Annotated in this window: 25 protein-coding genes; 11 read left to right on the top strand and 14 right to left on the bottom strand. The window is 53.4% G+C overall.

Translation table 11 applies throughout. From position 1 onward, the window contains the following. Positions 1–11 precede the first annotated feature (11 nt). Both mddA and HV229_RS12165 read left to right on the top strand, forming a co-directional pair. The gene (gene mddA / locus HV229_RS12170) at positions 12–530 is read left to right on the top strand and encodes an L-methionine sulfoximine/L-methionine sulfone acetyltransferase (RefSeq protein WP_047498607.1); all 519 of its coding nucleotides are present in this window, start codon (positions 12–14) and stop codon (positions 528–530) included. Beyond that, a complete protein-coding gene (locus HV229_RS12165; protein ID WP_016156572.1) occupies positions 527–976 on the top strand; it encodes a DMT family transporter in 450 nt (149 codons plus the stop codon). The genes mddA and HV229_RS12165 overlap by 4 nt, the downstream gene beginning before the upstream one ends. A gap of 66 nt (positions 977–1,042) precedes the next feature. Here the strand turns inward: HV229_RS12165 and HV229_RS12160 are convergent, their stop codons facing one another. Further along, positions 1,043–1,276 carry a YdcY family protein gene (locus HV229_RS12160; protein WP_016153143.1) on the bottom strand — a complete coding sequence of 78 codons (234 nt, stop codon included), beginning with the start codon at positions 1,274–1,276 and terminating at the stop codon, positions 1,043–1,045. A gap of 17 nt (positions 1,277–1,293) precedes the next feature. After that, on the bottom strand, positions 1,294–2,892 hold the full coding sequence (locus HV229_RS12155) for an ABC transporter substrate-binding protein (RefSeq protein ID WP_181547647.1): 1,599 nt from the start codon (positions 2,890–2,892) through the stop codon (positions 1,294–1,296). Positions 2,893–3,174: 282 nt separating this feature from the next. Here HV229_RS12155 and HV229_RS12150 point away from each other — a divergent pair, with 282 nt between their 5' ends. From HV229_RS12150 to HV229_RS12140, 3 genes are read left to right on the top strand one after another with little or no spacing between them, the layout of a single operon-like run. Then, positions 3,175–4,488: an SrfA family protein gene (locus HV229_RS12150; protein WP_047358129.1), complete on the top strand. Its 1,314-nt coding sequence runs from the start codon at positions 3,175–3,177 to the stop codon at positions 4,486–4,488. Between the two features lie 4 nt (positions 4,489–4,492). Then, positions 4,493–7,474, top strand: coding sequence for a virulence factor SrfB (locus HV229_RS12145; protein ID WP_046275606.1), 2,982 nt, complete (start codon positions 4,493–4,495; stop codon positions 7,472–7,474). Next, positions 7,471–9,630: a virulence factor SrfC family protein gene (locus tag HV229_RS12140; RefSeq protein WP_181547645.1), complete on the top strand. Its 2,160-nt coding sequence runs from the start codon at positions 7,471–7,473 to the stop codon at positions 9,628–9,630. The genes HV229_RS12145 and HV229_RS12140 overlap by 4 nt, the downstream gene beginning before the upstream one ends. A 19-nt stretch (positions 9,631–9,649) precedes the next feature. On the opposite strand, the gene HV229_RS12135 is transcribed toward HV229_RS12140, so the two are convergent. Then, on the bottom strand, positions 9,650–9,823 hold the full coding sequence (locus HV229_RS12135) for a GhoT/OrtT family toxin (protein WP_016153148.1): 174 nt from the start codon (positions 9,821–9,823) through the stop codon (positions 9,650–9,652). A gap of 192 nt (positions 9,824–10,015) precedes the next feature. Here HV229_RS12135 and yncL point away from each other — a divergent pair, with 192 nt between their 5' ends. Continuing rightward, positions 10,016–10,111 (top strand): stress response membrane protein YncL, encoded by a 96-nt coding sequence (gene yncL, locus HV229_RS12130; RefSeq protein ID WP_071524268.1) that lies wholly within the window; start codon positions 10,016–10,018, stop codon positions 10,109–10,111. Between the two features lie 119 nt (positions 10,112–10,230). Here yncL and HV229_RS12125 read toward each other — a convergent pair whose 3' ends face one another. Continuing rightward, positions 10,231–11,010, bottom strand: coding sequence for a helix-turn-helix transcriptional regulator (locus tag HV229_RS12125; protein ID WP_181547643.1), 780 nt, complete (start codon positions 11,008–11,010; stop codon positions 10,231–10,233). Positions 11,011–11,111: 101 nt separating this feature from the next. On the opposite strand from HV229_RS12125, the gene HV229_RS12120 reads away from it, so the two are divergent. Further along, positions 11,112–12,239, top strand: coding sequence for a multidrug effflux MFS transporter (locus HV229_RS12120; protein WP_181547641.1), 1,128 nt, complete (start codon positions 11,112–11,114; stop codon positions 12,237–12,239). Between the two features lie 195 nt (positions 12,240–12,434). Here HV229_RS12120 and patD read toward each other — a convergent pair whose 3' ends face one another. The 8 genes from patD to HV229_RS12080 all read right to left on the bottom strand — a co-directional run bounded on the left by patD (position 12,435) and on the right by HV229_RS12080 (position 20,271). Beyond that, positions 12,435–13,862, bottom strand: coding sequence for an aminobutyraldehyde dehydrogenase (gene patD / locus HV229_RS12115; protein ID WP_181547639.1), 1,428 nt, complete (start codon positions 13,860–13,862; stop codon positions 12,435–12,437). Positions 13,863–13,883: 21 nt separating this feature from the next. Then, positions 13,884–14,690 carry an ABC transporter permease gene (locus HV229_RS12110; protein WP_003020204.1) on the bottom strand — a complete coding sequence of 269 codons (807 nt, stop codon included), beginning with the start codon at positions 14,688–14,690 and terminating at the stop codon, positions 13,884–13,886. Then, on the bottom strand, positions 14,680–15,624 hold the full coding sequence (locus HV229_RS12105) for an ABC transporter permease (RefSeq protein WP_181547637.1): 945 nt from the start codon (positions 15,622–15,624) through the stop codon (positions 14,680–14,682). Before HV229_RS12105 ends, HV229_RS12110 begins: the two co-directional genes overlap by 11 nt. After that, positions 15,625–16,641: an ABC transporter ATP-binding protein gene (locus tag HV229_RS12100; protein ID WP_016153153.1), complete on the bottom strand. Its 1,017-nt coding sequence runs from the start codon at positions 16,639–16,641 to the stop codon at positions 15,625–15,627. It abuts the gene before it with no gap. Between the two features lie 16 nt (positions 16,642–16,657). Next, positions 16,658–17,803: a putative ABC transporter substrate-binding protein YdcS gene (gene ydcS, locus HV229_RS12095; RefSeq protein WP_016153154.1), complete on the bottom strand. Its 1,146-nt coding sequence runs from the start codon at positions 17,801–17,803 to the stop codon at positions 16,658–16,660. Positions 17,804–18,132: 329 nt separating this feature from the next. Further along, a complete protein-coding gene (locus tag HV229_RS12090; RefSeq protein ID WP_019076828.1) occupies positions 18,133–19,542 on the bottom strand; it encodes a PLP-dependent aminotransferase family protein in 1,410 nt (469 codons plus the stop codon). A gap of 92 nt (positions 19,543–19,634) precedes the next feature. Continuing rightward, the gene (locus HV229_RS12085) at positions 19,635–20,051 is read right to left on the bottom strand and encodes a type II toxin-antitoxin system HicB family antitoxin (protein WP_131341011.1); all 417 of its coding nucleotides are present in this window, start codon (positions 20,049–20,051) and stop codon (positions 19,635–19,637) included. Between the two features lie 31 nt (positions 20,052–20,082). Further along, positions 20,083–20,271 carry a type II toxin-antitoxin system HicA family toxin gene (locus HV229_RS12080; protein ID WP_049259794.1) on the bottom strand — a complete coding sequence of 63 codons (189 nt, stop codon included), beginning with the start codon at positions 20,269–20,271 and terminating at the stop codon, positions 20,083–20,085. A 263-nt stretch (positions 20,272–20,534) separates the two neighbouring features. Between HV229_RS12080 and HV229_RS12075 the strand changes: the two genes are divergently transcribed. From HV229_RS12075 to HV229_RS12060, 4 genes are all read left to right on the top strand, one after another. Further along, positions 20,535–21,938, top strand: coding sequence for a cytochrome ubiquinol oxidase subunit I (locus HV229_RS12075; RefSeq protein WP_131350825.1), 1,404 nt, complete (start codon positions 20,535–20,537; stop codon positions 21,936–21,938). Beyond that, entirely contained in the window at positions 21,938–22,948 is a 1,011-nt protein-coding gene (gene cydB / locus HV229_RS12070; RefSeq protein ID WP_016153157.1) for a cytochrome d ubiquinol oxidase subunit II, read from the top strand. The genes HV229_RS12075 and cydB overlap by 1 nt, the downstream gene beginning before the upstream one ends. Further along, positions 22,948–23,073 (top strand): DUF2474 domain-containing protein, encoded by a 126-nt coding sequence (locus HV229_RS12065; RefSeq protein WP_003020230.1) that lies wholly within the window; start codon positions 22,948–22,950, stop codon positions 23,071–23,073. The genes cydB and HV229_RS12065 overlap by 1 nt, the downstream gene beginning before the upstream one ends. Positions 23,074–23,262: 189 nt before the next feature. Continuing rightward, complete coding sequence (locus HV229_RS12060; RefSeq protein ID WP_016156585.1) at positions 23,263–23,493, top strand: DUF2554 family protein; 231 nt, start codon at positions 23,263–23,265, stop codon at positions 23,491–23,493. Between the two features lie 3 nt (positions 23,494–23,496). Here the strand turns inward: HV229_RS12060 and HV229_RS12055 are convergent, their stop codons facing one another. Together HV229_RS12055 and HV229_RS12050 are read right to left on the bottom strand one after the other, a co-directional pair. Next, on the bottom strand, positions 23,497–25,458 hold the full coding sequence (locus HV229_RS12055) for a U32 family peptidase (protein ID WP_046275600.1): 1,962 nt from the start codon (positions 25,456–25,458) through the stop codon (positions 23,497–23,499). A gap of 79 nt (positions 25,459–25,537) precedes the next feature. After that, positions 25,538–26,074: an XRE family transcriptional regulator gene (locus HV229_RS12050; RefSeq protein WP_181547635.1), complete on the bottom strand. Its 537-nt coding sequence runs from the start codon at positions 26,072–26,074 to the stop codon at positions 25,538–25,540. Between the last annotated feature and the right edge of the window lie 90 nt (positions 26,075–26,164).

The raw sequence follows: 26,164 nt of genomic DNA, 5'->3' as shown, positions 1-26,164 counted from the left end.
TGAGGTTCAACATGTCCATTCGATTTGCCAGCAAAGAAGATTGTGCCGCCATTGCAGAAATCTACAACCACGCGGTACTGCATACGGCGGCTATCTGGAACGATCAAACGGTCGATGCCGAAAACCGTATCTCATGGTATCAAGCCCGCCAGTTGATGGGCTATCCGGTGCTGGTGAGTGAAGAGAATGGCGTGATTACAGGGTACGCCTCCTTTGGCGACTGGCGTAACTTTGATGGTTTCCGTCATACCGTTGAACATTCGGTATATGTCCATCCTGCTCATCAGGGTAAAGGCCTGGGACGATCGCTGCTCAGCAGGTTAATAGAAGAAGCCCGCGCGTGCGGCAAGCATGTGATGGTTGCGGGCATTGAGTCTCAGAATCAGGCGTCGCTGCATCTGCACAGTACGCTGGGTTTTAAAACCACCGCGCAAATGCCACAGGTTGGCACGAAATTTGGGCGCTGGCTGGATCTGACTTTTATGCAGTTGCAGTTAGACGATCGCCGCGAACCGGATGCCAGCAGATGAACCAGACGCTAACCCTCTCCTTTCTGATTGCCGCAGGTATTGGTCTGGTGGTGCAAAATACCTTGATGGTACGCATCACGCAGACGTCCTCGACGATCCTCATCGCCATGTTACTTAACTCGCTGGTCGGGATCGTGCTGTTTGTCAGCATACTGTGGTTTAAGCAAGGTATGGCGGGGTTTGGGGAACTGGTTTCCAGCGTGCGCTGGTGGACGCTAATCCCTGGCTTGCTGGGATCGTTCTTTGTTTTTGCCAGCATCAGTGGATACCAAAATGTGGGTGCAGCAACCACTATCGCGGTGCTGGTGGCCAGCCAGTTAATCGGCGGACTGGTGCTGGATATTCTGCGCAGTCATGGCGTACCGCTGCGGGCGTTGGTGGGGCCGGTCTGCGGCGCGGTGCTGCTGGTCGTTGGGGCCTGGCTGGTGGCGAGACGTTCGTTTTAATTGCGCTTATCCGGCCTGAACATGCAGGCCGGATAAGGTGTTACTTCGCCATCTGGCAACAACGAATTAAAGGATTGTGCCGCCTTTGGTCAACTGTTCGCGACGGGTTTCCATATCCTCTTTATGCTGACGACCATGATGTGCGATAGCCGTACGCAAACGCTGTTGCTGGGTGTAACGTTCTTCCCGGCTCAGCACGACATCATCGCTGAGTTCAATCAGCAATTCATTCATATGCGTAATGACGCTCTCTTCAATGGCGGCATCAACACGTGCGCTGACCTCATCCAGATGCGACATAACCTCTCCTTAACTCATTAATTTAATTTTGCTTTTGAAAAATCGCTGCCCATCAGGCTAACGCTGTATCCGCTGACGTTGCTGCGCGTCGCGTAAAACGTTTTCCCGTTTGCCAACGCAATCCACGGAGCCTGCTGGTAGAAAATCTCTTGCGATTGCTGGTAAAGCGCGGCGCGTTCTTCCGGTTTACTCACCAGTTTCGCCTTTTGAACCAGCGAATTATACTCTTTATCGCACCAGCGCGCGGCGTTAGATCCGGTTTTAATGCTGTCACAACCCAGCAGTACATCGGCGAAGTTATCCGGATCGCCGTTGTCTGACATCCAACCGAACAACGCGGTGTCATGCTCACCTTTACGCATTCCGGAGAGATATTCGCCCCACTCGTACGACACAATTTTCGCCTTCACGCCAACCTTCGACCAGTCGCTTTGGATCATCTCGGCAATCCGTCGGGAGTTCGGGTTGTATGGGCGCTGAACCGGCATTGACCACAGCGTCGCTTCAAAGCCGTTTTCAAGTCCCGCCTGTTTCAGCAGATCTTTCGCTTTTTGCGGGTCGTAAGCGTAATCCTGCAAATCTTTATTGAAACCCAGCATATTCGGCGGAATTGGCGATTTTGCCACCGTACCGGAACCTAAAAAGACGGCGTTAATAATGGCCTTTTTGTCTGTCGCGTAGTTAAGCGCCTGACGCACCAGCACGTTATCAAACGGTTTTTTCTCGGTATTAAACGCCAGATACCCGACGTTCAGCGCTTCAACCGAATGCAGCGTCAAATCTTTATTCTTCTTAATCTCATCAAACTGTACGGGCGCAGGTGCCGGAATTATCTGGCATTCATTGGTTTGCAGTTTCGCCAATCGGGTCTGAACGTTTGGCGTGATTGAGAAGATCAGGTGCTTCGTGGGGACGGCACCGTCCCAGTAGTTCGGGTTGGCGAGATAGCGGATTTGCGAATCCTGCTTGTACTGCTGCAACACGTATGGCCCGGTGCCAATTGGCCAGTTATCGACGTTTTCCGGGGTGCCTTTTTTCAGCATCACGTCGGCATATTCCGCAGAGAGGATGGAGGCAAAATCCATTCCCCAGTCGGCAAGAAACGCGGCGTTAGGTTCATTAAGGATAAACTGAACATGATAATCATCGACCTTCTTCACTTCTTTAATCAGTTTATCCAGACCGACATCGTTGAAGTATTCGTAGCTTCCCTGAGAAATTTTGTGGTATGGATGATCGGCATCTTTCTGTCGTAATACCGAGAAAACCACGTCATCAGCGTTGAAGTCACGGGTTGGTTTGAAGAATTTATTACTGTTGAATTTCACGCCCTGACGCAGGGTAAAAGTGTAGGTCTTACCGTCCGGCGAAATCGTCCAGTCCGTTGCCAGAGACGGAACTGGCGTATTTTTTACCGGATCAAAGTTGATGAGTCGGTTGTAGAGCACCTGTGAGCTGGCTACAAACGATGGACCGGAACTGGCGATTTGCGGGTTAAATGACTCTGGCGACGCTTCTGAGCAGTAAATGAGAGTGTCAGTATTGGCCGCGAACGCCGCGCCTGATGGTAAGACGGCGCTGAGCGCCAGCGCGAGTAACGTTTTCCTTGCAATCATGGTTATAAGCCTTCTTATTTTATTATTAACCGGGATATCAGAGCATAGCTGACAAAAACTGACCAATAACAAATCACTATCAGGTTATTCTAATCCGGTGTATTTCGCTGAATAATTCATCACCCTAAGCGAATTAATTTCCCTTAAGTCTTTTTCAAAACGTCAAGATTTTTCCCGGCACTCTATGCCATGAAAATTCGCCCCTTTTTGCCTCTCTTCCACCGTTTGCTCGTTTTTATAAAACGTAAAGTAGATACGTGAAGAAGTCTAAGGGGTAACAACGTGGCAAAAACTCTCTTGCGCAGCGGCAATTTGGATGACTATCAGGCCGTGGGCGGCGGTGGTCAGGCCGTGTTTGATTCAGCATTGCAAATTCGTGAAACGCTTCGCCTGCGTAAACAGCAGGCGATGGTGGATTGTCTGGCGATCCCACAAATTAACGACAACGGCGATCGCGTTGACTGGTATTCGCCGATTGAAGGGAAAGCCGTTGCATGGAAAGCCGCTGATGAAGAGGCCCGTTTTCGTGCGCTGCGCTATCTGGGAAGCACGCTGGAAAATGCGGCGGCGCTGAGTCGTAAAAGTCTGCAATCGGGTAAAACCTCCCTGCAACTGTTTGGCTCACTGCTGGAAAAAGCCATCCAGTTTCCTGGTGAGAATCACGTGTTTCTGGTTGAAGGTAAACCCGTTATTACGTTCTGGGGTTTCGTCAATCTGAATGAAAATCCTCGCGACGATGTGCTCGATTGCCTGCGCCTTGCCGATATTCCTCCGGTCGTCACCGTAGCAGAGCCTGAGCCGGAAGAAGAAATCACTGCCCAAATCACCTTTGTCGAGGCCGACGCACCTTTGCTGACTCCAGTGGTTGAGCTACCTAAACCGGCTGAACCTGAACATGAACTACAACCCCCGGTCGTTGTTAACGAACCGGAAGTCTCGCCGCCGCTCGCACAGAAGAAACCCGCACGCCGCCTGCCGCTGTGGAGCCTGCCCGTTGCCGCGGTGATCATTGCAGCCATGGTTGGGCCGCTGCTGTGGAAGCAACAGACCACCCAGCCCGTACCCGCTGTTCCCCCTGGAGACGTCGCTAAGGCAGATATGGCACCGCTGCCAGAACTGACATCTGCACTGCCGCTGCATCGGGCTGAAGTGGCTCCGGCTGCCAAAAAAGAAAAACCTGTCGAGGGACCGGTCGTGATCGCCGCGATTCCGAAAGATGCGCTGGTGATGGATGCCAACCAGATGAAGGCAGGAACGACGCGTTTTCTCAACGGTAACTGGCGCGTAATGGTTGATGTTAAAGATCCGGTTAGCGGTAAAGCGCCGTCGCTGCGCTATCAGATCCAGGCCAATAAAGGCACGGCGCGCGTGGTTCATGGCGACAATATTGTTTGTCGTGCCGAGATTTTCTCAGGTTTGCATCAGTCAGGTGAATTAATGATTAAGAGTCGCGGGAATGCCCGTTGTACGGACGGGTCACGTTATCCGATGCCGGAAATTACCTGCAAAGCGGGAACCAATGACGTCGCCGCCTGTACCGCACGTTATGACGATCACGCGGAAATCCCTCTGACGATCAAAAAGATAGGTGCCTGATTTTATGTTGGTGAATCTGTGTGACTACAAACAGAGCGTGACGCTCATCGCCAATAGCGGTGTGCAATTTCTGGATTTTGGCCTGACGCCGCAGGAATCTGCGCATCATGGCCGCTTTGTGCGCAAAACGGCAAATGGTCCCCTGCTGCGGCTGGATTTCGATCTGACAACCGGGCGTTATACCTTACCAGGCAGCACCGGCGGTCAGCCCGAAGTGGTGAAGCCGGAAAGCACCCAGAAGCTGCATTATTCGCTGGACGTGCTCGACGGTGTCTGGCTGCCGCTGCCGTTCCTGCGCTTTAATCCGCCGCGTACGTTCGTTGAAGGCCCGGATAACTGGGCGCGCGTACAGGTGCGAAAGCTGGCGCAACCTGACAGCGCGGGCAACACCCACCGCGTCACCGTGGCGCTGGACAGCCAGCTCACTGAAAATGCCCCTGCGGCGTTAACCCCCAACGAAAATGACCTGCTGAACGGTACGCGATTTGCGCTGGCCTGGCATGACAACGAAATTGCCGATTTCCTCGACCAGACCTGGATTGACGGCTGGTTGCGCGAATCCTTTATGCATCATGTCACACAGCATGAGAACCGCTCAGAACAAGAGATCCAGCAGGCACTGCGTAACTTTGAATATCAGGCGCACTGGCTGAATGTGCTGACCCTGTTAGGCGAGCAGCTTTCCGTCCCGGAAGTGAAACTGGTCACGCATACCCTCAGCACGCCCGCCATTCCCGTTGATCTTATCCTGGATATCGGTAACACCCATACCTGTGGCGTCCTGATTGAAGATCACGGGGATGCCAATGACGGACTGCGCCAGACAGCCGAATTGCAGGTGCGTTCGTTAAGCGAGCCACAGTTTCTCAACGATCCGTTGTTCACCAGCCGACTGGAGTTTTCCGAAGCACGTTTTGGTAAGCAGCACTTTTCCGTGGAGAGCGGTCGTGATGATGCCTTTATCTGGCCGTCGATTGTCCGCGTTGGCGATGAAGCCCGAAAGCTGGCGATGCAGCGCATGGGCACTGAAGGCAGCAGTGGGATCTCCAGCCCGCGCCGTTATCTGTGGGACGAAACGCCGGTGTTGCATGACTGGCGCTTTAGCCAGATGAATGGCAAAACCCAGCGCGAACCACTGGCTACCGCCTTCCCGCTGATGAACCTGATGAACGATGACGGGCAACCGCTGTTCAGCCTGCCGCAGGATGATCGTCTGCCGGTATTCTCACCGCAATACAGCCGCAGTACGCTGATGACGCATATGTTGTGCGAAATACTGGCCCAGGCGCTGGGGCAAATTAACAGCGTGGCGACGCGTTTGCGCCTCGGATTCCCGGCATCTCCTCGTCAGTTGCGTACGCTGATCCTGACCCTGCCGTCGGCGATGCCCAAACAGGAGCGTGAGATTTTCCGCCTGCGCATGTTTGAAGCTATTGCGTTGGTCTGGAAAGCAATGGGCTGGCACCCGCAGGATGAAGACTTCACCACCCGTAAACAGCAGGAAAAGAGCGTGGTTCCCGTACCTGAGATCCAGATGGAATGGGATGAGGCCAGCTGCGGGCAACTGGTGTGGCTGTATAACGAAGCTATCTCTCACTACGATGGCCACACCGAATCGTTCTTTAACGCCCTTGCCCGTCCGGACCGTTTGCCGGAGCCTGGTGAGACTAAAGGTCGTGCGCTGCGCGTGGCATCGATCGACATTGGCGGCGGGACAACGGATATGGCCGTCGTCCATTACCAGCTTGATGACGGCGTGGGTACAAACGTCAAAATTACCCCGCACCTGCTGTTCCGTGAAGGCTTTAAGGTTGCGGGCGATGACATGCTGCTGGACGTGATTCAGCGCTGCGTGTTGCCTGCGCTGCAAACCCGTCTGCAACAGGCTGGCGTGACCGACGCCGCCGCATTGCTGGCTACGCTATTTGGAGATTCCGGGCGCATCGACACCCAGGCGATTTTGCGTCAACAAACGGCGTTACAACTCTTTATGCCGCTCGGTCATGCGGTACTTTCTGCCTGGGAACAAAGTGATATTAACGATCCGGTAGCGGGTCTGCATGCCACCTTTGGCGAACTCCTGAGCCAGCAACCAACGCGCAACGTGCTGAATTACATCCAGCAGGCTATCGATCATGCGTTGCCTGCGGGATCGCCAGCGTTTGATGTGCTGAGCGTGCCGTTACAGGTGCAGTTCAGGCAGTTACAAGAAGCGTTACTGGCGGGCCAGTTTACCCTGACCTCCCCACTGCACGCGGTCTGTGAGGCCATTTCACACTATCGCTGCGATATTTTATTAGTGACCGGCAGACCCGCCTGTTTACCGGGCGTACAAGCGTTGATCCGCCATCTGCAGCCCGTTCCGGTTAATCGTATGATCTGGATGGATAACTACCGCGTACATGAGTGGTATCCGTTCAGCCAACAAGGGCGGATTGGTAACCCCAAATCCACCGCAGCAGTTGGTGCGATGTTGTGTAGCCTGGCGCTGGATCTACGCTTGCCGCGTTTCAACTTTAAAGCTGCCGATATCGGCGCTTACTCGACCGTACGTTATCTCGGCGTGTTGGATAATACGGTCAATACGCTGCGCGATGAGAACATCTGGTATCACGATATCGATCTGGATAAGCCCGGCGCGAAGCTGGATGCCCGCCTGCACTTCCCATTGCGCGGCAACGTTACGTTAGGTTTCCGTCAACTGGCCAACAGCCGTTGGCCTGCCACACCGCTGTATACGCTCAGCATAAATTCTGCCGAACTGGCAAAAACCATCGCCGGAGATGGCGTGTTGAATGTACGGCTGCAGCTACGCGGTGGTAGCAAAGAAAGCGGCCCGGAGTTCTTCGTACTGAGCGATGCGTGGTTACAGGATGGCACTCCCGTTGCCGCCAATGCCTTAACGTTAAAACTGAATACGCTGGCAGACCGTCGCCATAGCGGGAGCCATTACTGGATTGATAGCGGGAGCGTGTACCTGAAATGAGTAAGATGTTAAACACCGCGCAGGCCGCCATCGAGTGGGTAACTGATACCCGTCAGCGTGCGGCGCGTCTTGATGATGAAGCGGATGCCCTGTTGGCGCAGCTCACCCTGGCCGCCGTTAATGAATCTGCGTTGAAGACGACCTTTTCATCGCGAGGATGCGTTGGGCTTTACGGACATTCGCAATCGGCAAAAGCGCACCTGCTCACAGCATTGTGCAGCAACGCCAATGGCAAAGTGAATATCGTTACCCCGGATCGCAGCTTTGATTACTTTTCACATATTAATCCTGGTCATGCGCCAACCAATATGGCGATCCGCTTTACGCGTGATGAAAATCCGCTCGATGGTGAATGGCCGTTGCGCCTGCGGCTACTCAGTGAAGCCGAACTGGTACAGCTATTTATTACCCAGTTCTGTGCGCTTGCGGACAACCGCCAGGTCGAGAAATCGATTATTGAGGCGCGCCTGGAAAAATGGCAAACGTTGCGCCAGCGTCATCCGGTGCCGGGCATTACCGCGCATGATGTCGCGGCAATTGGTCGTTTCTGGCGCGCCTGCGTACCGGCCAGACAACAGCAATTTGACGACGCGCTATGGCATCAGTTTGCCACGCTGCTACCCGCTCTGGATCTGACTACCCGGGCAAACGCCTGGGCGTTACTGTGGGGAGAACAACCAGAGTTGACGCAACAGTGGTTGGCGCTGGCGCATACGCTGCAACAAACCGGGAGCGCGCAAGAACTCGCGGCTCCGCTGAGCCTGCTGGTTGACCATTTTGGTTTACCTGCCGAGAGTTTCCTGACTCAGGTAGCATTGAACGGGAATGAGGCGCAAAGCGATGTGGTGGTTCATCCAATAGAAAATGATCAGTTGCTCAATGCGGTCAGCCTTTCTCAGGCTTCGCTGGCGCTGCTCACGCGCGAGCTGGTCCTGACGGTTGAAGACGCGGTACTGGAAAATGTCGATCTGCTGGATATTCCCCTCGCCCCGGATGTTCATCCCCATCCATTGTGGCAGGCCAAATTAGGCTGGATGCTGGAACATTATCGCCAGCATCTGCAACCGGATGTACTTTTAATCTGTAATGCTGTATCTACCCGCTCCCAGACGCCCGCCATCACCCGCAAACTACTGGGCTGGGTTAACGACACTCAGCCCGTACATGACGCCGCATTGCCGGGAGTGGTCTGGGCCATTACTCCGCAGGATGCGCGGTTTAGCACTCAGCAAAATCTTGATGAATCTGTGCAGCAATTAATGGGCAAGCCCGGACTGCACTGGGGCACGCTGCAGGCGCTGGATAAACACAGCTTACAACGCCTCGTCGAATGGCTGACTCAGGCAACCTCGCCCCAGCAACGCCAGGCGAGATTGACCTCCCTGCGTGAGCAGCACCAGCAGCGTGTACGCGAAACCCTGATCGGCTGGATTAACCCCGTTGAAACCGAATCGGGTAGCAATGAGTCGGTGATCCGCCAGCTCCAGGCCCAGGCGGCAAAGCATGGCGAACTCCTGGACGGTTTGCTCCCGCCGATGCGCCTCTTTGAGTCGCTGCTGCGTGTTCAGCAGCCGCGCGAGGAACAGGTGAGCGGATTATTTAATGAAGAGATTGACCTGTTTGCCGAGGTGCGTGACACACCGCACTCGCCGGAAAGCAAAGAGACCGGGTATCAGGCGCACAAAATGTGGGTTAACCACGTGCGCCAGTGGTGTCGCGATGAAAATAATGCGCGCCGTTTACGCCTTGAGCCGCGTACGCTAAGGCAGGTTGCCGATATCCTCGTCACCACCAGCTATCGGCTGGAGATGCCGCAACGCTTACAGCGCATTATGCAGCGAGAAAACGTCTGCGCCGCGCAGCTTCACGCCGATATTGGGGATTTTATTACCTGGCTTGGATTTGCCAGCGTGGCAGAGGAACAGCGTCCGGCCAGCAGGATCCAAAAAGGGTCGGCTATTTTTAGTGCCCCGGCGCAACAGCCGATGTTACGGTTGACGAAACTGGATGAACAACCTTCGCATGGCGCAAGCCGTTACGTTTACGACTGGCTGGTCGCTTTGTATACCCGCGCCAATGAAAACGTGGGATATCAGCATCCAATGGATGTTTGCGCAGCCGACAAAAAACGATTAGATGCCCTGCTTTCCACCTGAAACGGCGTTTACGCCGTCATCAGAAGAGAGAAAACATTAACGCGACGGGAAAACTCATCGGCCAGGTCGCCCCGACTAATACCGCGCTGAGAAAACGAATCCGCTTTTTATCGCGGGAAAGAAACCAGGTGATGATTGCCGTGATAGCGGCCATCACCGCATAAAAAACCAGCATTTTTTGGTACAGAGACATGTCAGGCATCCGGGCCGAAAGGTAAAATCGCGCGCAATATGCTCTTTTTCATGACCTACATCAAGTTTTATTAATTATTTTAAGAGAAACGCCGGTAAAACAAGCCGTTTTCATTATGTTCAGAATCCGTACTATTGCGGATAGTTATAACCCGTACTATACCCATAAGGGTTAAAACGAAAGGTGGCACAAATGAATGTTTCCAGTAAAACTGTGGTGCTGATAAATATATTTGCTGCTGTAGGACTTTTCAGTCTGATTTCCGCAAGGTTTGGCTGGTTTGCTTGATGTCGTTCTTCTTGATTAATTGCAGCGTCCGCTGGCAGAGAGGCTCTTCTCTCTGCCATTAGTACACGATTTTCCCACTCTCCTGCCACCCGGTAAATTATCCTTAGTATGTAATCCCCCTAATCCTTCTGCGGCATTATATTGCCCGCATAACGGCTCGGTGTTGTGCCGGTATGCTGATGGAAAAAAGCGATAAAAGCACTGTCACTGACAAATTCCAGATATTGCGCCACCTGGCTGATCTGCCCCCCGTCAGCCAGCATCTCCATGGCTTTTAATAGTCTAAATTGCTGCCGCCAGCTCTGATAATTCATCCCGGTATCCCTGGTAAATATTCGACTGATCGTCCTCTCGCATGCCCCAACCCGTTGGGATAATTGATTTAGTCGTGGTGGCAATTCGCCCATACGTACTCCTTCAAGCCACACGTTCAGCCGTGGATCTGAGGGAAACTGCAACGTCCAGTTTTCACTGCGGGCGGCCCGCATTTCCTCACAGAAAACGGTGATAAGACTGGCCTGCTGCGCGGCAGGCATTTCCCACGGCCAGAAAGCCATACGTTCTATTACTTCAAAAAAGAGAGGATTAACGTCGACTATCTGCAGCGGAAATTTAGATAACGGCAATGTAGTTGAAAAATACAACGAACGATAAGCCATCACGCCACGCATTATGGCGCGATGTACCGTACCAGCCGGGATCCAGACCGCGCGCCGTGGCGGTAGCAGACACAGGGCATGCTCCAGCTCAATCGTAATGCTTCCCGCTGCCGAAAAAAGTAGCTGATGACGAAGATGGCGATGCCGGCCGGAATCGTGTACGCCCATCTCGGAGGCAATCCCGATTACCGGTTTATCAAAGCTATCCGCATCGAAATCATCATCCGGGGCAATTTCCATTATCTGTCCGATAGTTGATATTTAAAGTCTTGATAATGGTAATGCGACACCTCCCTTTCAGCAATAATGCCCGCCAGTTTTCTGTCTCTCTGGATATTGCTATGAACACTCTTCGCCGCCCGCCGCTGTGGCTTCTTACTTTGCTGATTATGTTTCCGCAACTGGTGGAAACCATTTATAGCCCGGCATTGCCAGGAATCGCCACGTCTTATCACGTAAGCAGTGAGCGCGCGGCGCAAACACTCTCCGTTTATTTTATTGCCTTTGCCATCGGCGTGGCGATGTGGGGTTGGCTAAGCGACTGCATCGGTCGACGTTGGGCGATGCTGGCAGGACTTATCTGCTATGGGTCAGGTTGTGCCCTGGCCGTGGTTGCCACTGACTTCAGCGTTTTGCTGCTGGCGCGGATGATCTCAGCCATCGGCGCGGCTGCCGGGTCAGTGGTGGTACAGACCATGTTACGGGACACTTATGAATCAACTGCGCTATCCCGCGTCTTTTCCGTGATGGGCGCTGCGCTGGCATTGAGTCCCGTTTTCGGCCTGCTAAGCGGAGGTTGGTTGGTTAGCCTGTATGGTCATACCGGTGTATTTATTGCCCTTGTGCTGCTGGCGCTGCTACTGCTACTACTGACTGCGACCATGCTGCCAGAAACCCGGCCCGAAAATACGCTCAGCCCCAGCCTTGCTGCACTGCTCTCCCGCATGATGCGTGACCGCGAGCTGTGGAAAAATACCATGCTGGTTGCGCTGCTGAACACCATGCTGTTTAGCTATTACAGCCTGGCTCCGTTTCTTTTCGGGCAATTGGGATGGAGTTCCAGAGCCTTTGGCTGGACGGGGGGATTACTTGCGTTTGCTTCGCTGTCGGGCAGCCTGCTGAACCGGAGATTATTGACGACAGACCAGACATCGGAACAGAGGGTACGTTATGCCTGTGCGCTGGCAGCATTGTCAGGCCTCGCCGCGTGGTGGTTACAGCACTCCGCGTGGATTCTGATACCGGTTTTCGGCGCGGTGATTGCCTATGGCATCGCGATCCCTAATGTGCTGAGTCAGGCCCTACGCCACTATCGTGAACAGGCCGGGGCCGCCGGTGCATTATTCGGATTAAGCTATTACCTGTTGCTAGGAATGATGCTGGGGGTGGCAGGCATGGTGCAACAACTGGGGCTGGTTCTGAGCATCTGTGCGCTACTTGCCTGGATTTGCAGCTTGCGCCGCGGATAACCGGATGACGATCGTGAAAGCACAAAGCCCTGACATTAATAAGCCGGGGCTTTGTTGTATCAATTAGCCTGACCTCGCGGATATTTCCAACTTACCGCCGTCCGATGGCGACGAGGCCAGTGGCGCGAATAATATAGACACACGTTTGCCAGTATTTAGCTATCCGTGCCGCATTTATTGCTCGCGCTTCAGATATTACTCATGCTTGATCATGACATGGCGAACAATCGTGTAGTCTTCCAGCCCGTAAACCGACATATCCTTGCCATAACCAGACTGTTTTTGTCCGCCGTGCGGCATCTCGCTGACCAGCGTGAAGTGGGTATTGACCCAGGTGCAACCATACTGCAGGCGAGCGCTAAATCGATGCGCGCGCCCCACATCCCGAGTCCAGACGGAGGATGCCAGGCCGTATTTCGAATCGTTAGCCCACGCCAGCACCTGATCTTCATCCTCAAATACGGTGACGCTGACCACCGGACCGAAAACTTCCCGCTGCACGATAGCATCTTCCTGCTTCGCCCCGGCCAGCAGCGTCGGAGCAAAATAGTAGCCTGCGCCGTCCACTTTTTTACCACCGGTGATGACTTTGATATGCCCCAGTGCTTTGGCTTCATCGACCGCTTTAGTCACGCGATCGAGGTGCGCCTGCGAGCTTACCGGCCCCAGCTCCGTCGATTCATCATTCGGTGCGCCGATTTTCAGGCTGGCAACCGCGGCACCAAGTTTCTCAACCAACGCGTCATAAATGCCTTTCTGGGCATAGATTCGACAAGCGGCGGTACAGTCTTGCCCGGCGTTGTAATAGCCAAAGGTTCGCACGCCGCTCACCACTGCATCCAGATCGGCATCATCAAAAATGATGACCGGGGCTTTGCCGCCCAGCTCCATATGTGTGCGCTTAATCGAAGGCGCGGTGTGCTGGATAATGTGTTCACCGGTCGCAATGGAGCCGGTCAGGGAAACCATCCGGACTTTTTCATGACCGGTCAGCGGGTCACCCACCGTTTTGCCACGGCCAAAAAGCACGTTGATAACGCCAGGCGGATAAATATCTTTGGCAAATTCAGCCAGTTTAAGTGCCGTTAGCGGGGTAATTTCTGACGGTTTAATCACCACACAGTTACCCGCCGCCAGCGCCGGTGCCAGCTTCCACGCCGCCATCATCAGCGGGTAGTTCCACGGCGCGATAGAGGCCACCACGCCCAGCGGATCCCGACGAATCATCGACGTATGCCCTTCCAGATACTCTCCGGCCGCCTGTCCTTGCAGGGTACGAGCTGCCCCAGCGAAGAAGCGGAAAACGTCGACGATTGCCGGAATTTCATCGTTAAGGACACAGTGCAGCGGCTTACCACAGTTAAGCGATTCCAGCTCAGCGAAGGTTTGCGCGTTATCGGCGATAGCATCCGCCAGTTTCAGCAGCAGTTCGGAACGGACTTTCGGTGTGGTTTGTCCCCAGGAGGCAAATGCGCAGTCTGCTGCACGTACCGCCGCATCAACCTGCCCGGCTGACGCCTCGGCAATCTCCAGAATGCGTTCTCCAGTGGCAGGGTTATAGACTGGCTGCTTTTCACCTTCACCGTTGACCAGCTCGCCATTAATCAGTAATTGATGTTGCATAGCAATTTCCCATATCGTCGTTTATTTACCGTTTCCGGCGAGAGTGTCGCCTTCACGCGTTAGCCACCAGGCCCCTAAAATTGGCAGTGTTGTCACCAGCATTACCAGCAATGCCACAACGTTGGTGACAGGCACATCTCGTGGTCGACCCAGTTGATTGAGCAGCCACAAAGGAAGTGTTCTTTCATGTCCGGCGGTGAACGTTGTCACGATGATTTCATCAAACGACAAAGCAAACGCCAGCATCCCTCCCGCCAGCAGTGCCGATGCCAGGTTTGGCAGCACGACATAACGAAAGGTTTGCCAGCCGTTGGCGCCAAGATCCATAGACGCTTCAACCAGACTCCATGAGGTACGGCGAAAACGCGCCACGACGTTGTTAAATACCACCACCACGCAAAACGTCGCATGGCCGACCACGATGGTGAGAAAACCGGGTTCCAGGTTGATAGTTTTAAACGCCGTCAGTAGCGCCAGACCGGTAATAATCCCCGGCAGCGCGATCGGCAACAGCAGCAACAGCGATATTGCGCTTTTACCAAAAAAGTCCCTGCGCCACAGTGCGGCAGCGGCCAGCGTCCCCAGAACGAGGGCAATGGCCGTTGACAACGCAGCGATTTTAAGTGACAACGTCACCGATTCCAAAATATCGCTACGTTGCGCCGCAACGCTAAACCACTTCAGCGTTAACCCCTGCGGTGGAAAACTAAAAGCAGCCTCCTCAGTATTAAAAGCATAGGTGGCGATGATGAGGATGGGAAAGTGCAGGAAAATAACCCCGCCCCATGCCGCCAGTTTGAGTAACCAGGGCGCGCGTTCAGAGTGCATCGAAAGCTCCCAGACGCTTCACGAACGCCAGATACAGTGCGATTAACACAATCGGCACCAGAGTAAATGCCGCCGCCATCGGCATATTGCCGATCGCCCCTTGTTGCGAATACACCATATTGCCGATGAAATAGCCTGGCGGCCCCACCAGTTGCGGCACGATAAAATCGCCCAACGTCAGAGAGAAGGTAAAGATCGACCCTGCCGCGATACCGGGTATCGCCAGTGGCAGGACCACATAGCGGAAAGTCTGATGCGGACGAGCGCCCAAATCAGCGGAGGCCTGTAAGAGCGAAGGCGGAAGTCTCTCCAGCGCGGCCTGTACCGGCAGGATCATAAACGGCAGCCAGATGTAGACGAACACCAGAAAACGCCCTAACCCTGAAGTCGACAACGTATTGCCGCCTACCGCAGGCAGCGTCAGGAACGAAAGCAGCAGCGGCTCCAGCCCCAGATGGGTTAAAAACCACTGCGCCACCCCGTCTTTAGCCAACAGTAACGTCCATGCGTAGGCTTTAACAATGTAGCTGGCCCACATCGGCAACATCACAGCAATGTAAAAAAAGGCTTTCATTTTGCCACTGGTATATCGCGCCATATACCACGCCATCGGAAACGCCAGAATCGCGCTGGCAATGGTGACCGCCACCGCCATCGTCAGGGTACGCAAAATGATGTCGTAGTTGGCGGGATTAAACAGCGCCTGCAAATTCGCCAGCGTCAGGTCGGGGGTGACCGACATGGTGAAATCATCGAAGGTATAAAAACCTTGCCACAACAGCGTCAGTAATGAGCCGAAGTAGACGATCCCAAACCACATCAGCGGTCCGAGGAGCAGCAAAAACAGCCCCAGACATGGATTACGCCAGAAGAACCCTGAGATCCGGTTCAGACTTGTCGACTGTGGAGGCGAATGTAAGACATTCATAGCCATTCACCTCTCCTCAACCAGCGGTACCATCACGTCGCGTGACCACGATGCCATCACCTGTTGACCCGGCGACAGCGTTGTCGGCAGCATTTCTCCCGTCAGGTTCGCCTGGCTAACCAGCAATTTTTCACCGCCGACAAGTTTCAGCTCAAAACGTGTCGCGGCACCCTGGTACTGCACAGCCTGGATAACCCCCCGGGCCTGGACTTCGCCACTGCTATCATTCAAGCGAATGTGTTCCGGACGCAGGGAAAACATACCCTGTAGCCCGCAAACGTTCGCTGACATCGTTTCATCAAAAACATTTGACGTCCCGACGAAACTTGCCACAAACGGTGTGCGCGGACGCATGTACAGTTCACGCGGAGAATCCACCTGTTCGATGCGACCATTATTAAACACCGCCACACGATCGGACATCGACAGGGCTTCACCCTGATCGTGGGTGACAAAAATGAAGGTGATACCCAGGGATTGCTGTAGCTTTTTCAGTTCCAGCTGCATCTGCTCACGCAGCTTAAGATCCAATGCCCCGAGCGGTTCATCCAACAGCAGGACGCGCGGTTCATTGACCAGCGCGCGGGCAATCGCCACGCGTTGCCGCTGACCACCGGAGAGTTGCGATGGTTTGCGTTCATAAACAAAACCGAGCGCAACCTTATCCAGCGCTTCACGTGCTTTAGCGTGACGCTGTTTTTTATCAATACCTTTGACCATCAGCCCGTAGGCGACATTGTCGAGAATCGACATATGCGGGAATAGCGCATAATCCTGAAATACCGTATTGACGTCCCGTTCCCAGGGCGGCAATTCGCTGGCCTGCTTACCAAAAATGGTGATTGCGCCGCCTGACAGTTGCTCAAACCCTGCAATAAGGCGCAGACAGGTGGTCTTGCCGGAGCCAGATGGCCCCAGCATAGAGAAAAACTCACCGTCGTTAATCGCAATACTCACCCCATCAACTGCACGAACATCCCCGTACAGACGCGAGACGTTATGAAACTCCACTGCGTACGTCATAAAACCCCCAGCGGAATTAACGACCGCCCATAATGGCGATGTAATCCTGCGTCCAGCGACTGTAAGGAACGAATTTGCCACCTTCTGCGATCGGCGTTTTCCAGAAGGCAATTTTGTCAAAGTAGCTATAGCCGTTGGTTTCACAGCCCTTTTCACCCAGCAGCGGGCTGGCTTTACAACCTTCAGGCACGACTGGCAGAGAACCAAACCAGGCTGCGACGTCGCCCTGAACTTTCGGGGTTAATGACCAGTTCATCCATTTGTAAGCGCACACCGGGTGTTTGGCTTCGCTGTGTAGCATGGTGGTATCAGCCCATCCGGTAACCCCTTCTTTTGGGAAGACCGTGGCAATAGGCTGGCCTTCTCCTTTCAGGGCGTTCGCCTGATAAGGCCAGGCGCTGGACGCCACCACACCTTCGTTTTTGAAGTCGCTCATTTGTACGGTGGTATCGTGCCAATAGCGATGGATCAGCGCGTGTTGATCGCTCAGGACTTTGATCACCGCCTGATACTGTTGTTCGGTGAGCTGATAGGGATCGGTAATGCCCAGTTGCGGCTGAGTCGCCTTAACGAATAATGCAGCATCGGCAATATAGATCGGGCCATCGTAGGCTTGAACGCGCCCTTTATTGCTTTTTCCGTCCCCAAGTTTTTGCTCAACAAATACCACGTTCCAGCTATCCGGCGGCGTTGGGAAAATTTTGGTGTTGTACATCAGCAGGTTTGGCCCCCACTGGTACGGTGTGCCGTAAACTTTTCCGCCAACGTTAAACCACTCGCCTTTTACCACGCGCGGATCGATGCTTTTCCAGTTAGGGATCAGCGCGGTATTAATCGGCTGAACGCGTTTTCCCATAATCAGACGCAATGAGGCATCACCGGAAGCGGTAACCAGGTCGTAGCCGCCTTTTGCCATCAGGCTGACCATTTCATCAGAAGTGGCCGCTGTTTTAACATTGACCGCGCAGCCGGTCTCTTTCTCAAACTGCGAGACCCAATCATATTGTTTATCGGTCTGTCCACGTTCGATGTAGCCCGGCCAGGCAATAATATCCAGACGGCCTTCCGGTTTATCTAAGGATGTCGGGGGTTCGGCTGCCTGTGCAGTCATCAGCGTCATACTGAGTGCGCACAGGCTACTGAGGGCAAACTGCTTGCTCATAACGTCTTACTCCTGTCTAAAAAATATTGAGCGGCAGCCTTGCCGTAAATATATGTCCTTTCCTAAAAATAGTCGGGGTGTTGTAAGCGTTCCTGCTGGCGCAAGGAAATTTAATCAGGTTGTGAGCTAACGCTCATTACGCTACTGATGCTGAACGGGAGCTTTAATCTTCTGGAGTATAGACAAGGAGTTAGGTGCAACGGTGGCAATAGTAAGAACTATTGATTTTTTGTATGGTAGCACCCGATATAAATAACATCGGGGTTAGGTATTCTCTATTTCGAAAATAAGAACGCGCTATTCTTTTATATTGAATAGCGCGTTACGTTTTATTTCATCATCTCGCGAATTAATTTTCCCAGCTGTTTCACTGCCTGTTCCTCACGCTCTCCCCAGTGCCATGCGGTATTAAAGCGAAAGAAACGAGTCCAGCTCCCCGAGGTCGAAAACATTTTTCCCGGTGCAATGCTGATATGGTGCGCCAGTGCCTGGGTGCTGAGCACGCCTGCATCAAGCGGTTCAGGCAGTTCCAGCCACAGAAAATAGCCGCTGTCGTTATGGTGAATTTTGACTTCCGCCGGAAGATGACGCAGCAACGTTTGCCAGGCCTGCTGTTTGCGTTCCGCCAGTTGACGGCGTAAGCGGCGCAGATGCGCGTCATAGCGCCGGGTTGACAGATAATCCACGAGCGCAAGCTGCATGGGGGAACTGGTGGATAACGTGCTCATGAGCTGGAGTCGCTGAATACGTCGAGCATGCTTCCCGGCCGCCACCCAGCCCACGCGAAATCCGGGCACCAGGCACTTCGAGAAGGATGAACAATGCAAAACGCTGTCGGCGCGATCCCAGGCTTTGGCAGGCAGTGGTTTTTCGCGACCAAAGTACAGCTCGCTGTAGACATCATCTTCTATCAGCATTACATGATATTTTTCCAGCAATGCGACCAGGTGCGCCTTTTTCTCTGGGCTGAGCGTAAAACCCAGCGGATTTTGGCTGTTGGTCATCAGCCAGCAGGCTTTTACCGGATACTCCTGCAACGCTTGCTCCAGCGCGGTAAGATCGATCCCCTCTTTCACGTCGGTGGCAATCGAAAGCGCCTTCAGCCGTAATCGCTCCAGGGCCTGCAACGCCCCATAGAAACAGGGATTTTCGACAATCACCCAGTCTCCCGGTTCGGTAACCGCCTGCAGGCTCAGGTTGAGGGCATCCAGCGCACCGGTAGTGATGACAATTTCATCAGGTGAAATGGTCATCCCCTGTTGAGCATAGCGGCGGGCAATGGCATGGCGCAGCTCATCATTTCCCGGCGGCAGGTTTTCTATCACGCTCATGGCGGTCGCGGTTTTACTGACCTGCGCCAGCGAGCGGTTCAACTGCTGGAGGGGAAACAGACGCGGATCGGGGAATGCAGAGGCAAATGGCATCACTGACGCATCCCGGCTGGCCTGCAACATATCAAAAATATAGGTGTTGATATCCACCGCTTCATCGCGCATCACCTGCGCCTGCGGCGCTGCCAGCTCACGTTCAGGGCGCGCGGCAACATAGTAACCCGACTGCGGCCGGGCAATAATCCGGCCCTGACTTTCCAGCAACTGATATGCATGTCCGACGGTCATAAAACTCATGCCGCTGCTGACCACCTGCTCGCGCAAGGATGGCAAGCGATCGCCGGGCTGCCATACGCCAGACGCGATTTGATCGCGAATTTGCTCAGCCAGTCGCTGGTATTTTTTCATTTTTCGTCCTGATAATCGGTGTCGGTGACACGCACTGTATATATCAGTTTACATAATCAGGGCATTTTTTATAACTGTTATAGTTAACAGTTTTACAACATTGTTACTGACAGCTCCTTGCCTAAGGCGCGTGCAGCTATTTGCACAGCATCAATTTTTGTCGCGTGCTTTAAATCGAACAAACGGGTAATTTCCTGCTTAGGCCTGCCGATCCTGTTTGCCAGCTCCTGCTGGGTGATTTTTGATTCAAGAAAGGCATTTAACAAAAGAACCTTCGACGCAATGCTCAGGGGGATTTCCACATAGTCACCTTCAGCGCCAACCGCCGAAGGTAAAGGAATCGGTTCGTTATCGTCGAAATAGAATTCAAAAGCGGTCACCAATGCAGACTGCGCAGCCTGCAAAGCCCCATGACGGGTTTCGCCCTGGGTTAATGCTTCAGGAATATCCGGGAAGGAAACCACGAATCCACCTTCCACGGCGGGGATTAGATTAACGGGATAACGCATGATTTTTTCAAAATCTCTCATATAATTAACCTCATATTGATGATGACTGTAAACCAAGCTGCTTCAGGATCGATTTTCGCAAGGCTTCTTTTATTTCATCACCAGGATGCCTGGGCATAACGCTACGCCTTCCCTGATACCTCAACTTCAGATGATTTGAGCCGTTTGTAACAGCCACTCCCTGAGATTCAAGCCAGCGTCTGAACTCACTTTGCTTCACTGCGCCTCCCTGTCGTCTATTATACGCACAAAGTAAACATTTATGATTACCTTTTCATTACCTCGCTAGTGATAGCGTAAAATCACTCGCGTGGGGAGGACGCTATTTGATAACAGGAATCCAGGTTCCAGATTTCATATCAGCCAGGCCAACCTATAACAGCACGACAACTGTTATGGTTAAAAAGAACTGTTCTGTTTCTGCCCTCCATTGCTTCGCAGCCTTAGAATTGCGCTAAATCAATTTTGCCTGCGGAGCTAAGCATGTTCGGTCTTGACGCGTTTCACCTGGCGAGGATCCAGTTCGCGTTTACGGTATCCTTTCACATCATCTTTCCGGCGATTACCATTGGCCTCGCCAGTTATCTGGCGGTGCTCGAAGGGTTATGGTTAAAAACGAAAAATCCAACCTGGCGCTCGCTATACCATTTCTGGTCGAAAATATTCGCCGTAAACTTTGGTATGGGCGTGGTTTCCGGGCTGGTGATGGCTTATCAGTTCGGCACGAACTGGAGTGGTTTTTCTGAGTTCGCCGGTAGCATCACCGGGCCGCTGCTGACCTATGAAGTATTAACCGCCTTCTTCCTCGAAGCAGGCTTCCTCGGGGTAATGCTGTTTGGCTGGAATCGGGTTGGCCCAGGGCTTCACTTCTTCGCGACCTGTATGGTTGCGCTGGGTACTATTATTTCTACCTTCTGGATCCTCGCCTCCAACAGCTGGATGCAAACGCCACAGGGCTATGAAATTGTTAACGGGCAAGTCGTTCCCGTCGACTGGTTCGCCGTGATTTTCAATCCTTCCTTCCCTTATCGTTTGCTGCATATGTCCGTTGCCGCCTTCCTGAGCAGCGCGCTGTTTGTCGCGGCATCAGCCGCATGGCATTTATTGCGCGGTAATAGCACGCCAGCAATTCGCGCGATGTTTTCAATGGCGCTGTGGATGACGTTAATCGTCGCCCCGCTGCAGGCCTTAATTGGCGATATGCACGGGTTGAATACGCTGAAGCACCAGCCTGCAAAAATTGCGGCGATTGAAGGACACTGGGAAAATCCGCCCGGTGAACCGACCCCGCTGCTGTTGTTCGGCTGGCCGGATATGGAGCAGGAGCGCACCCGCTATGGGCTGGAAATCCCGGCGCTGGGCAGCCTGATCCTGACTCATAGTCTGGATAAACAGGTCCCGGCGTTAAAAGAATTTCCGAAGGAGGACAGGCCCAATTCCACCATCGTGTTCTGGTCGTTTCGCATTATGGCAGGGTTAGGCATGCTGATGATCCTGCTGGGCGCGTTTGCCCTGTGGCTGCGTTATAAGGAGCGGCTATACACCTCACGTCCTTTCCTGCGCTTTGCATTGTGGATGGGGCCCTCCGGTCTGATTGCCATCCTTGCTGGCTGGGTGACCACCGAAGTTGGCCGTCAGCCGTGGGTGGTTTACGGTTTGCAACGTACGGCGGATGCGGTTTCCGCACATGGTGATTTACATATGAGCATCAGCCTGCTGTCTTTCTTTGTGGTTTATAGCTCGGTGTTTGGCGTGGGTTACAGCTACATGATCCGCCTGATCCGTAAAGGACCACAGGAAGATGAGCCGACCATTCCACCAACAGGCACGCCGGCACGGCCGCTTTCTGCTGCCGTTCTCGATTCTCAACCGGAGGCACACCGCTAATGGGTATCGATTTATCAGTTATCTGGTTTGTAATTATCGTGTTCGCCACGCTGATGTATATCGTGATGGACGGTTTTGATCTCGGGATCGGTATTTTATTCCCTGCGATTTCGGATGCGGATGACCGCGATGTGATGGTCAACAGCGTCGCCCCGGTATGGGACGGTAATGAAACCTGGCTGGTGTTGGGTGGCGCCGGATTATTCGGCGCTTTTCCCCTGGCCTATGCGGTGATTGTCGATGCGCTGACGATCCCATTGACCCTGATGCTCATCGGCCTGATATTTCGCGGCGTCGCGTTTGAGTTTCGCTTCAAAGCCACGCCGGCGCATCGACCATTCTGGGACAAAGCTTTTCTCGGCGGTTCAATCCTCGCGACATTCACTCAGGGTATTGTGGTCGGTGCCGTACTCAATGGATTTTCCGTCACCGGACGCAGCTACAGCGGCGGTCCTTTCGACTGGCTGACCCCCTTTACCCTGTTCTGCGGCGTGGGCTTGGTTGTAGCCTACGCCCTGTTGGGGGCAACATGGCTGGTGATGAAAAGCGAAAATCCGTTGCAGGATAAAATGCGCTGCGTGGCAAGAAAACTGCTGCTGGCGATGCTGGTTGTCATTGCCATTATCAGCCTGTGGACGCCGCTGGCGCACAGCGCCATTGCCGAACGTTGGTTTAGCCTGCCCAATCTGTGGTTCCTGATGCCGGTTCCGCTCCTGGTTGCGCTGATTAGCCTCTGGCTGTGGCGCTCGCTGGGTCAGCAAAACAGCCATACACTGCCTTTTGTATTGACGCTGGGGCTGATTTTTCTCGGGTTCAGCGGGCTGGGGATCAGTATCTGGCCCCACATCATTCCACCGTCCATTACGCTGTGGCAGGCGGCAGCTCCGGCGCAGAGTCAGGGCTTTATGTTGGTTGGCGCGCTGCTGATTATCCCGATAATCCTGGTGTACACCTTCTGGAGCTACTACGTTTTCCGCGGCAAAGTTCAACATGGTGAGGGGTATCATTGATGCAACAAACAATCTGGAAACGCCTGATGTGGCTGGTGATCCTCTGGGGCGGCAGCGTGCTGGCCCTGGCCGCCGTTGGTATGTTCTTTCGTCTCCTGATGACGGCCGCCGGATTTAAATCCTGATTCTCTCCCTGATAACAACCGGGCAGCGCTGCACTGCCCGGTTGTGACAAATCCCAACGTTATCTAAACAAAAATGTAAAAAACATCGAAATGACAAAACAGAGATTGTCATTAACCCGATTAAAATATTGAATAGTCACCTGGCGAAATTATCGTCAATTCCGCAGCTAACGTACCAGAGGGTGCATGATGTTTAAGAAAGGGTTAACGGTGTTATTGCTGGCCAGCGCGCTTTTTTCCGGTCAGCTTCTCGCTACCAATCAGGGACATGAATATATTCAGGTGCAGGATGCCGATCACTTATTACGACACACGGCAGACAGCGATGAACTACGAATGACGGCGGAAGAATCCGCCGCCGATCTTCGCGAACACCATTACTGGCAAAAATCACGCAAACCCGATACACATCAGAGCTAACCGTTAGCTTTTACGCTTTGGCAACGTTTTCAGCAGTTCTTCAGGGCTGACAGAAGCCACCACGCTGCCCGGCAACGGCATCTTCAGAATGTGATGTTTCATCTTGCCGATCACGTGCATTTCGCACGGTCGGCAATCAAATTTCAGCGTCAGGACCTCATCGCCGTTAACCAGCTGCATCGGCGTGGCTTTCCAGCTTTTGATATTTCCTTTCGCCTGTTTCGGACACAGGTTAAACGCAAAACGCAGGCAATGTTTGGTGATCATCACCGGCACATCGCCCTTCTCTTCATGCGCCTCATAGGCGGCATCAATCAACTGCACGCCATAACGGTGATAAAACTCTCGCGCTTTATGGTTGTAGACGTTAGCCAGAAAGCTCAGATGCGTTTGCGGGTAAACCGGCGCCGGCTGGGCAACCGGTTTACGGCGACCGCGCTGATAGTTTTGCAAACGAGCTGCATCCAGCATGTCGACCGCTTCACGTCGCAGCTGATTCAGTTGACCGTTCGGCACGAACAATGCTCCCGGCAGATTCACCTGAATATTACGGGCGTAATACAGCGTTTGTCCCAGTTTTGCCAGGCCATCCTGCAGGTTGCTCAACGCTTTTTCTGCATTGTTCGCTTCCTCAAACTGGCCGTCCAGCGTATGGGTGATACTCACCCCCTCCTCACTGGTGAGCGTCAGGATCAACTGTTCCTGCCAGCCGCCCAGCTCAATATCGACCGCGACGCGGCGTTCGCTGGAGGTTTTGGTCAACGCTTGCTGCCAGTTATGATCGAGATTGCGGTTCAGCGGATGGTTGGCGCGCACTTTGTGCAGGTCGGCGGGCATTTCATTCGGCCACACCCGATAACGATTGTGCCCCGTTTTTTCAACGGTGTTGGCGCGAAATCCGACGACCTCACGCTTGATTAACACGTTCAGACCATCCCCGTTGGCCAGCGGTTCTGTTACCTCAACATCGAGATGATCTTTTGCCACCTTCAGGACTTCGCCAACCGGCAGACCGATGAACTTTGGTGAGTCGAATGCGCCGATATCCCCTTTACGGGCATTCACAAAATAATCGGTGCTGCCGCGATGGAAGGTCTTTTCCGTGGATGGAGTAAAGAAATGTTCGGTACGCCCGGCTGAAGAACGGGCAAGATCGCCGCGCTCTTCAATAATGGCGTCCAGCATCTGACGATAATGCGCGGTAATATTCTTCACATAGCTCATGTCTTTATAGCGCCCTTCAATTTTGAAGGAGCGCACGCCTGCGTCAATCAACGCACCGAGGTTGGCGGTCTGATCGTTATCTTTCATCGACAGCAGATGTTTTTCATAGGACACCACGCGCCCCTGATCGTCTTTCAGGGTATACGGCAGGCGACAAGCCTGAGAACAGTCACCGCGGTTAGCGCTACGTCCGGTTTGCGCATGTGAAATATAACACTGGCCTGAATAGGCGACGCACAGCGCACCGTGAATGAAAAATTCAATAGTTGCATCCGTAGCCTGATGAATGGCGTGTATCTGCTCAAGGCTCAGTTCACGCGCGAGGACAATTTGGGTGAATCCGACGTCAGAAAGAAACTTCGCCTTCTCGACGCTGCGAATATCACATTGGGTGCTGGCGTGCAGCTCAATGGGAGGGATATCCAGCTCCAGAATCCCCATATCCTGCACAATCAGGGCGTCAACGCCGGTCTGATACAGATCGGTAATTAATCGCTGTGCGGGCTCCAGCTCATCATCATGCAAGATTGTATTCAGCGTCACAAAGATTTTCGCCCCGTAACGATGCGCAAACGGCACCAGTTCGGCGATATCTTTCAGGCTGTTACTGGCGTTATGACGCGCACCAAAACCCGGTCCGCCAATGTAAACGGCGTCAGCGCCGTGCAAAATGGCTTCACGTGCAATGGCGGTATCCCGGGCCGGGCTTAACAATTCAAGGTGATGAGGCTGCTGGCGCATACAGTTGTTACCATCCACAAGTGGTAAAAATGGCGGCTATTGTAGTCACAAGCGCGGATTTTCGGAATAGTTTTCCCGACTAACCGCGCGGGTAATGGATCAGGGAATGAAAGTGAACCGTTTGTTCGCTACTGTTACGGTAGCTATGCGCCCTGTCTCCCGCAAAACGCACCCCCTCGCCGGATTCCATGGTGCGCCACTGCCCCTCAATACACATATCCAGCAGCCCATTTATCACCACCACGTGCTCTATAACGCCGGTTTCATGCGGAGTCGATTCACTGAGTGCGCCAGGTGCCAGCTGTATCGAAAAATGATCGAAGCACAGTTGTGGGTCCCACGGAAACAATGGCGTGACGACCATCGCCTGCTGCTGGGGATCGAATGTTGGCGCGCCGTCTGACTCTGGCGGTGAAATAAACGTCGAGAATGGCACGTTCAGTCCGGTGGCAATTTTCCACAATGTAGCCACCGTTGGGCTGGATTCGTTGCGCTCAATCTGCCCCAACATGGCTTTTGACACGCCGGTTTCCTCCGCCAAACGTGACAGGCTCCATTCCCGCTGGTGACGTAGCGTGCGGAGCGTTGTGGCCAGATAGTGGGTTAAGTTTTCCATTTTTCGCCTTCCTGACTCTCCTTTCTCAAGGCTACAGCTTAGCACTTGTACGCTATAACGCACAGTGCTACATTGATTGACCGTTATAAC

The sequence above is a fragment of the Citrobacter sp. RHBSTW-00524 genome, from assembly GCF_013747755.1.
GTDB lineage: Bacteria > Pseudomonadota > Gammaproteobacteria > Enterobacterales > Enterobacteriaceae > Citrobacter > Citrobacter braakii.
Note: the sequence above shows the minus strand (reverse complement) of the source record. Positions and strands in the feature narration are given on the sequence as shown.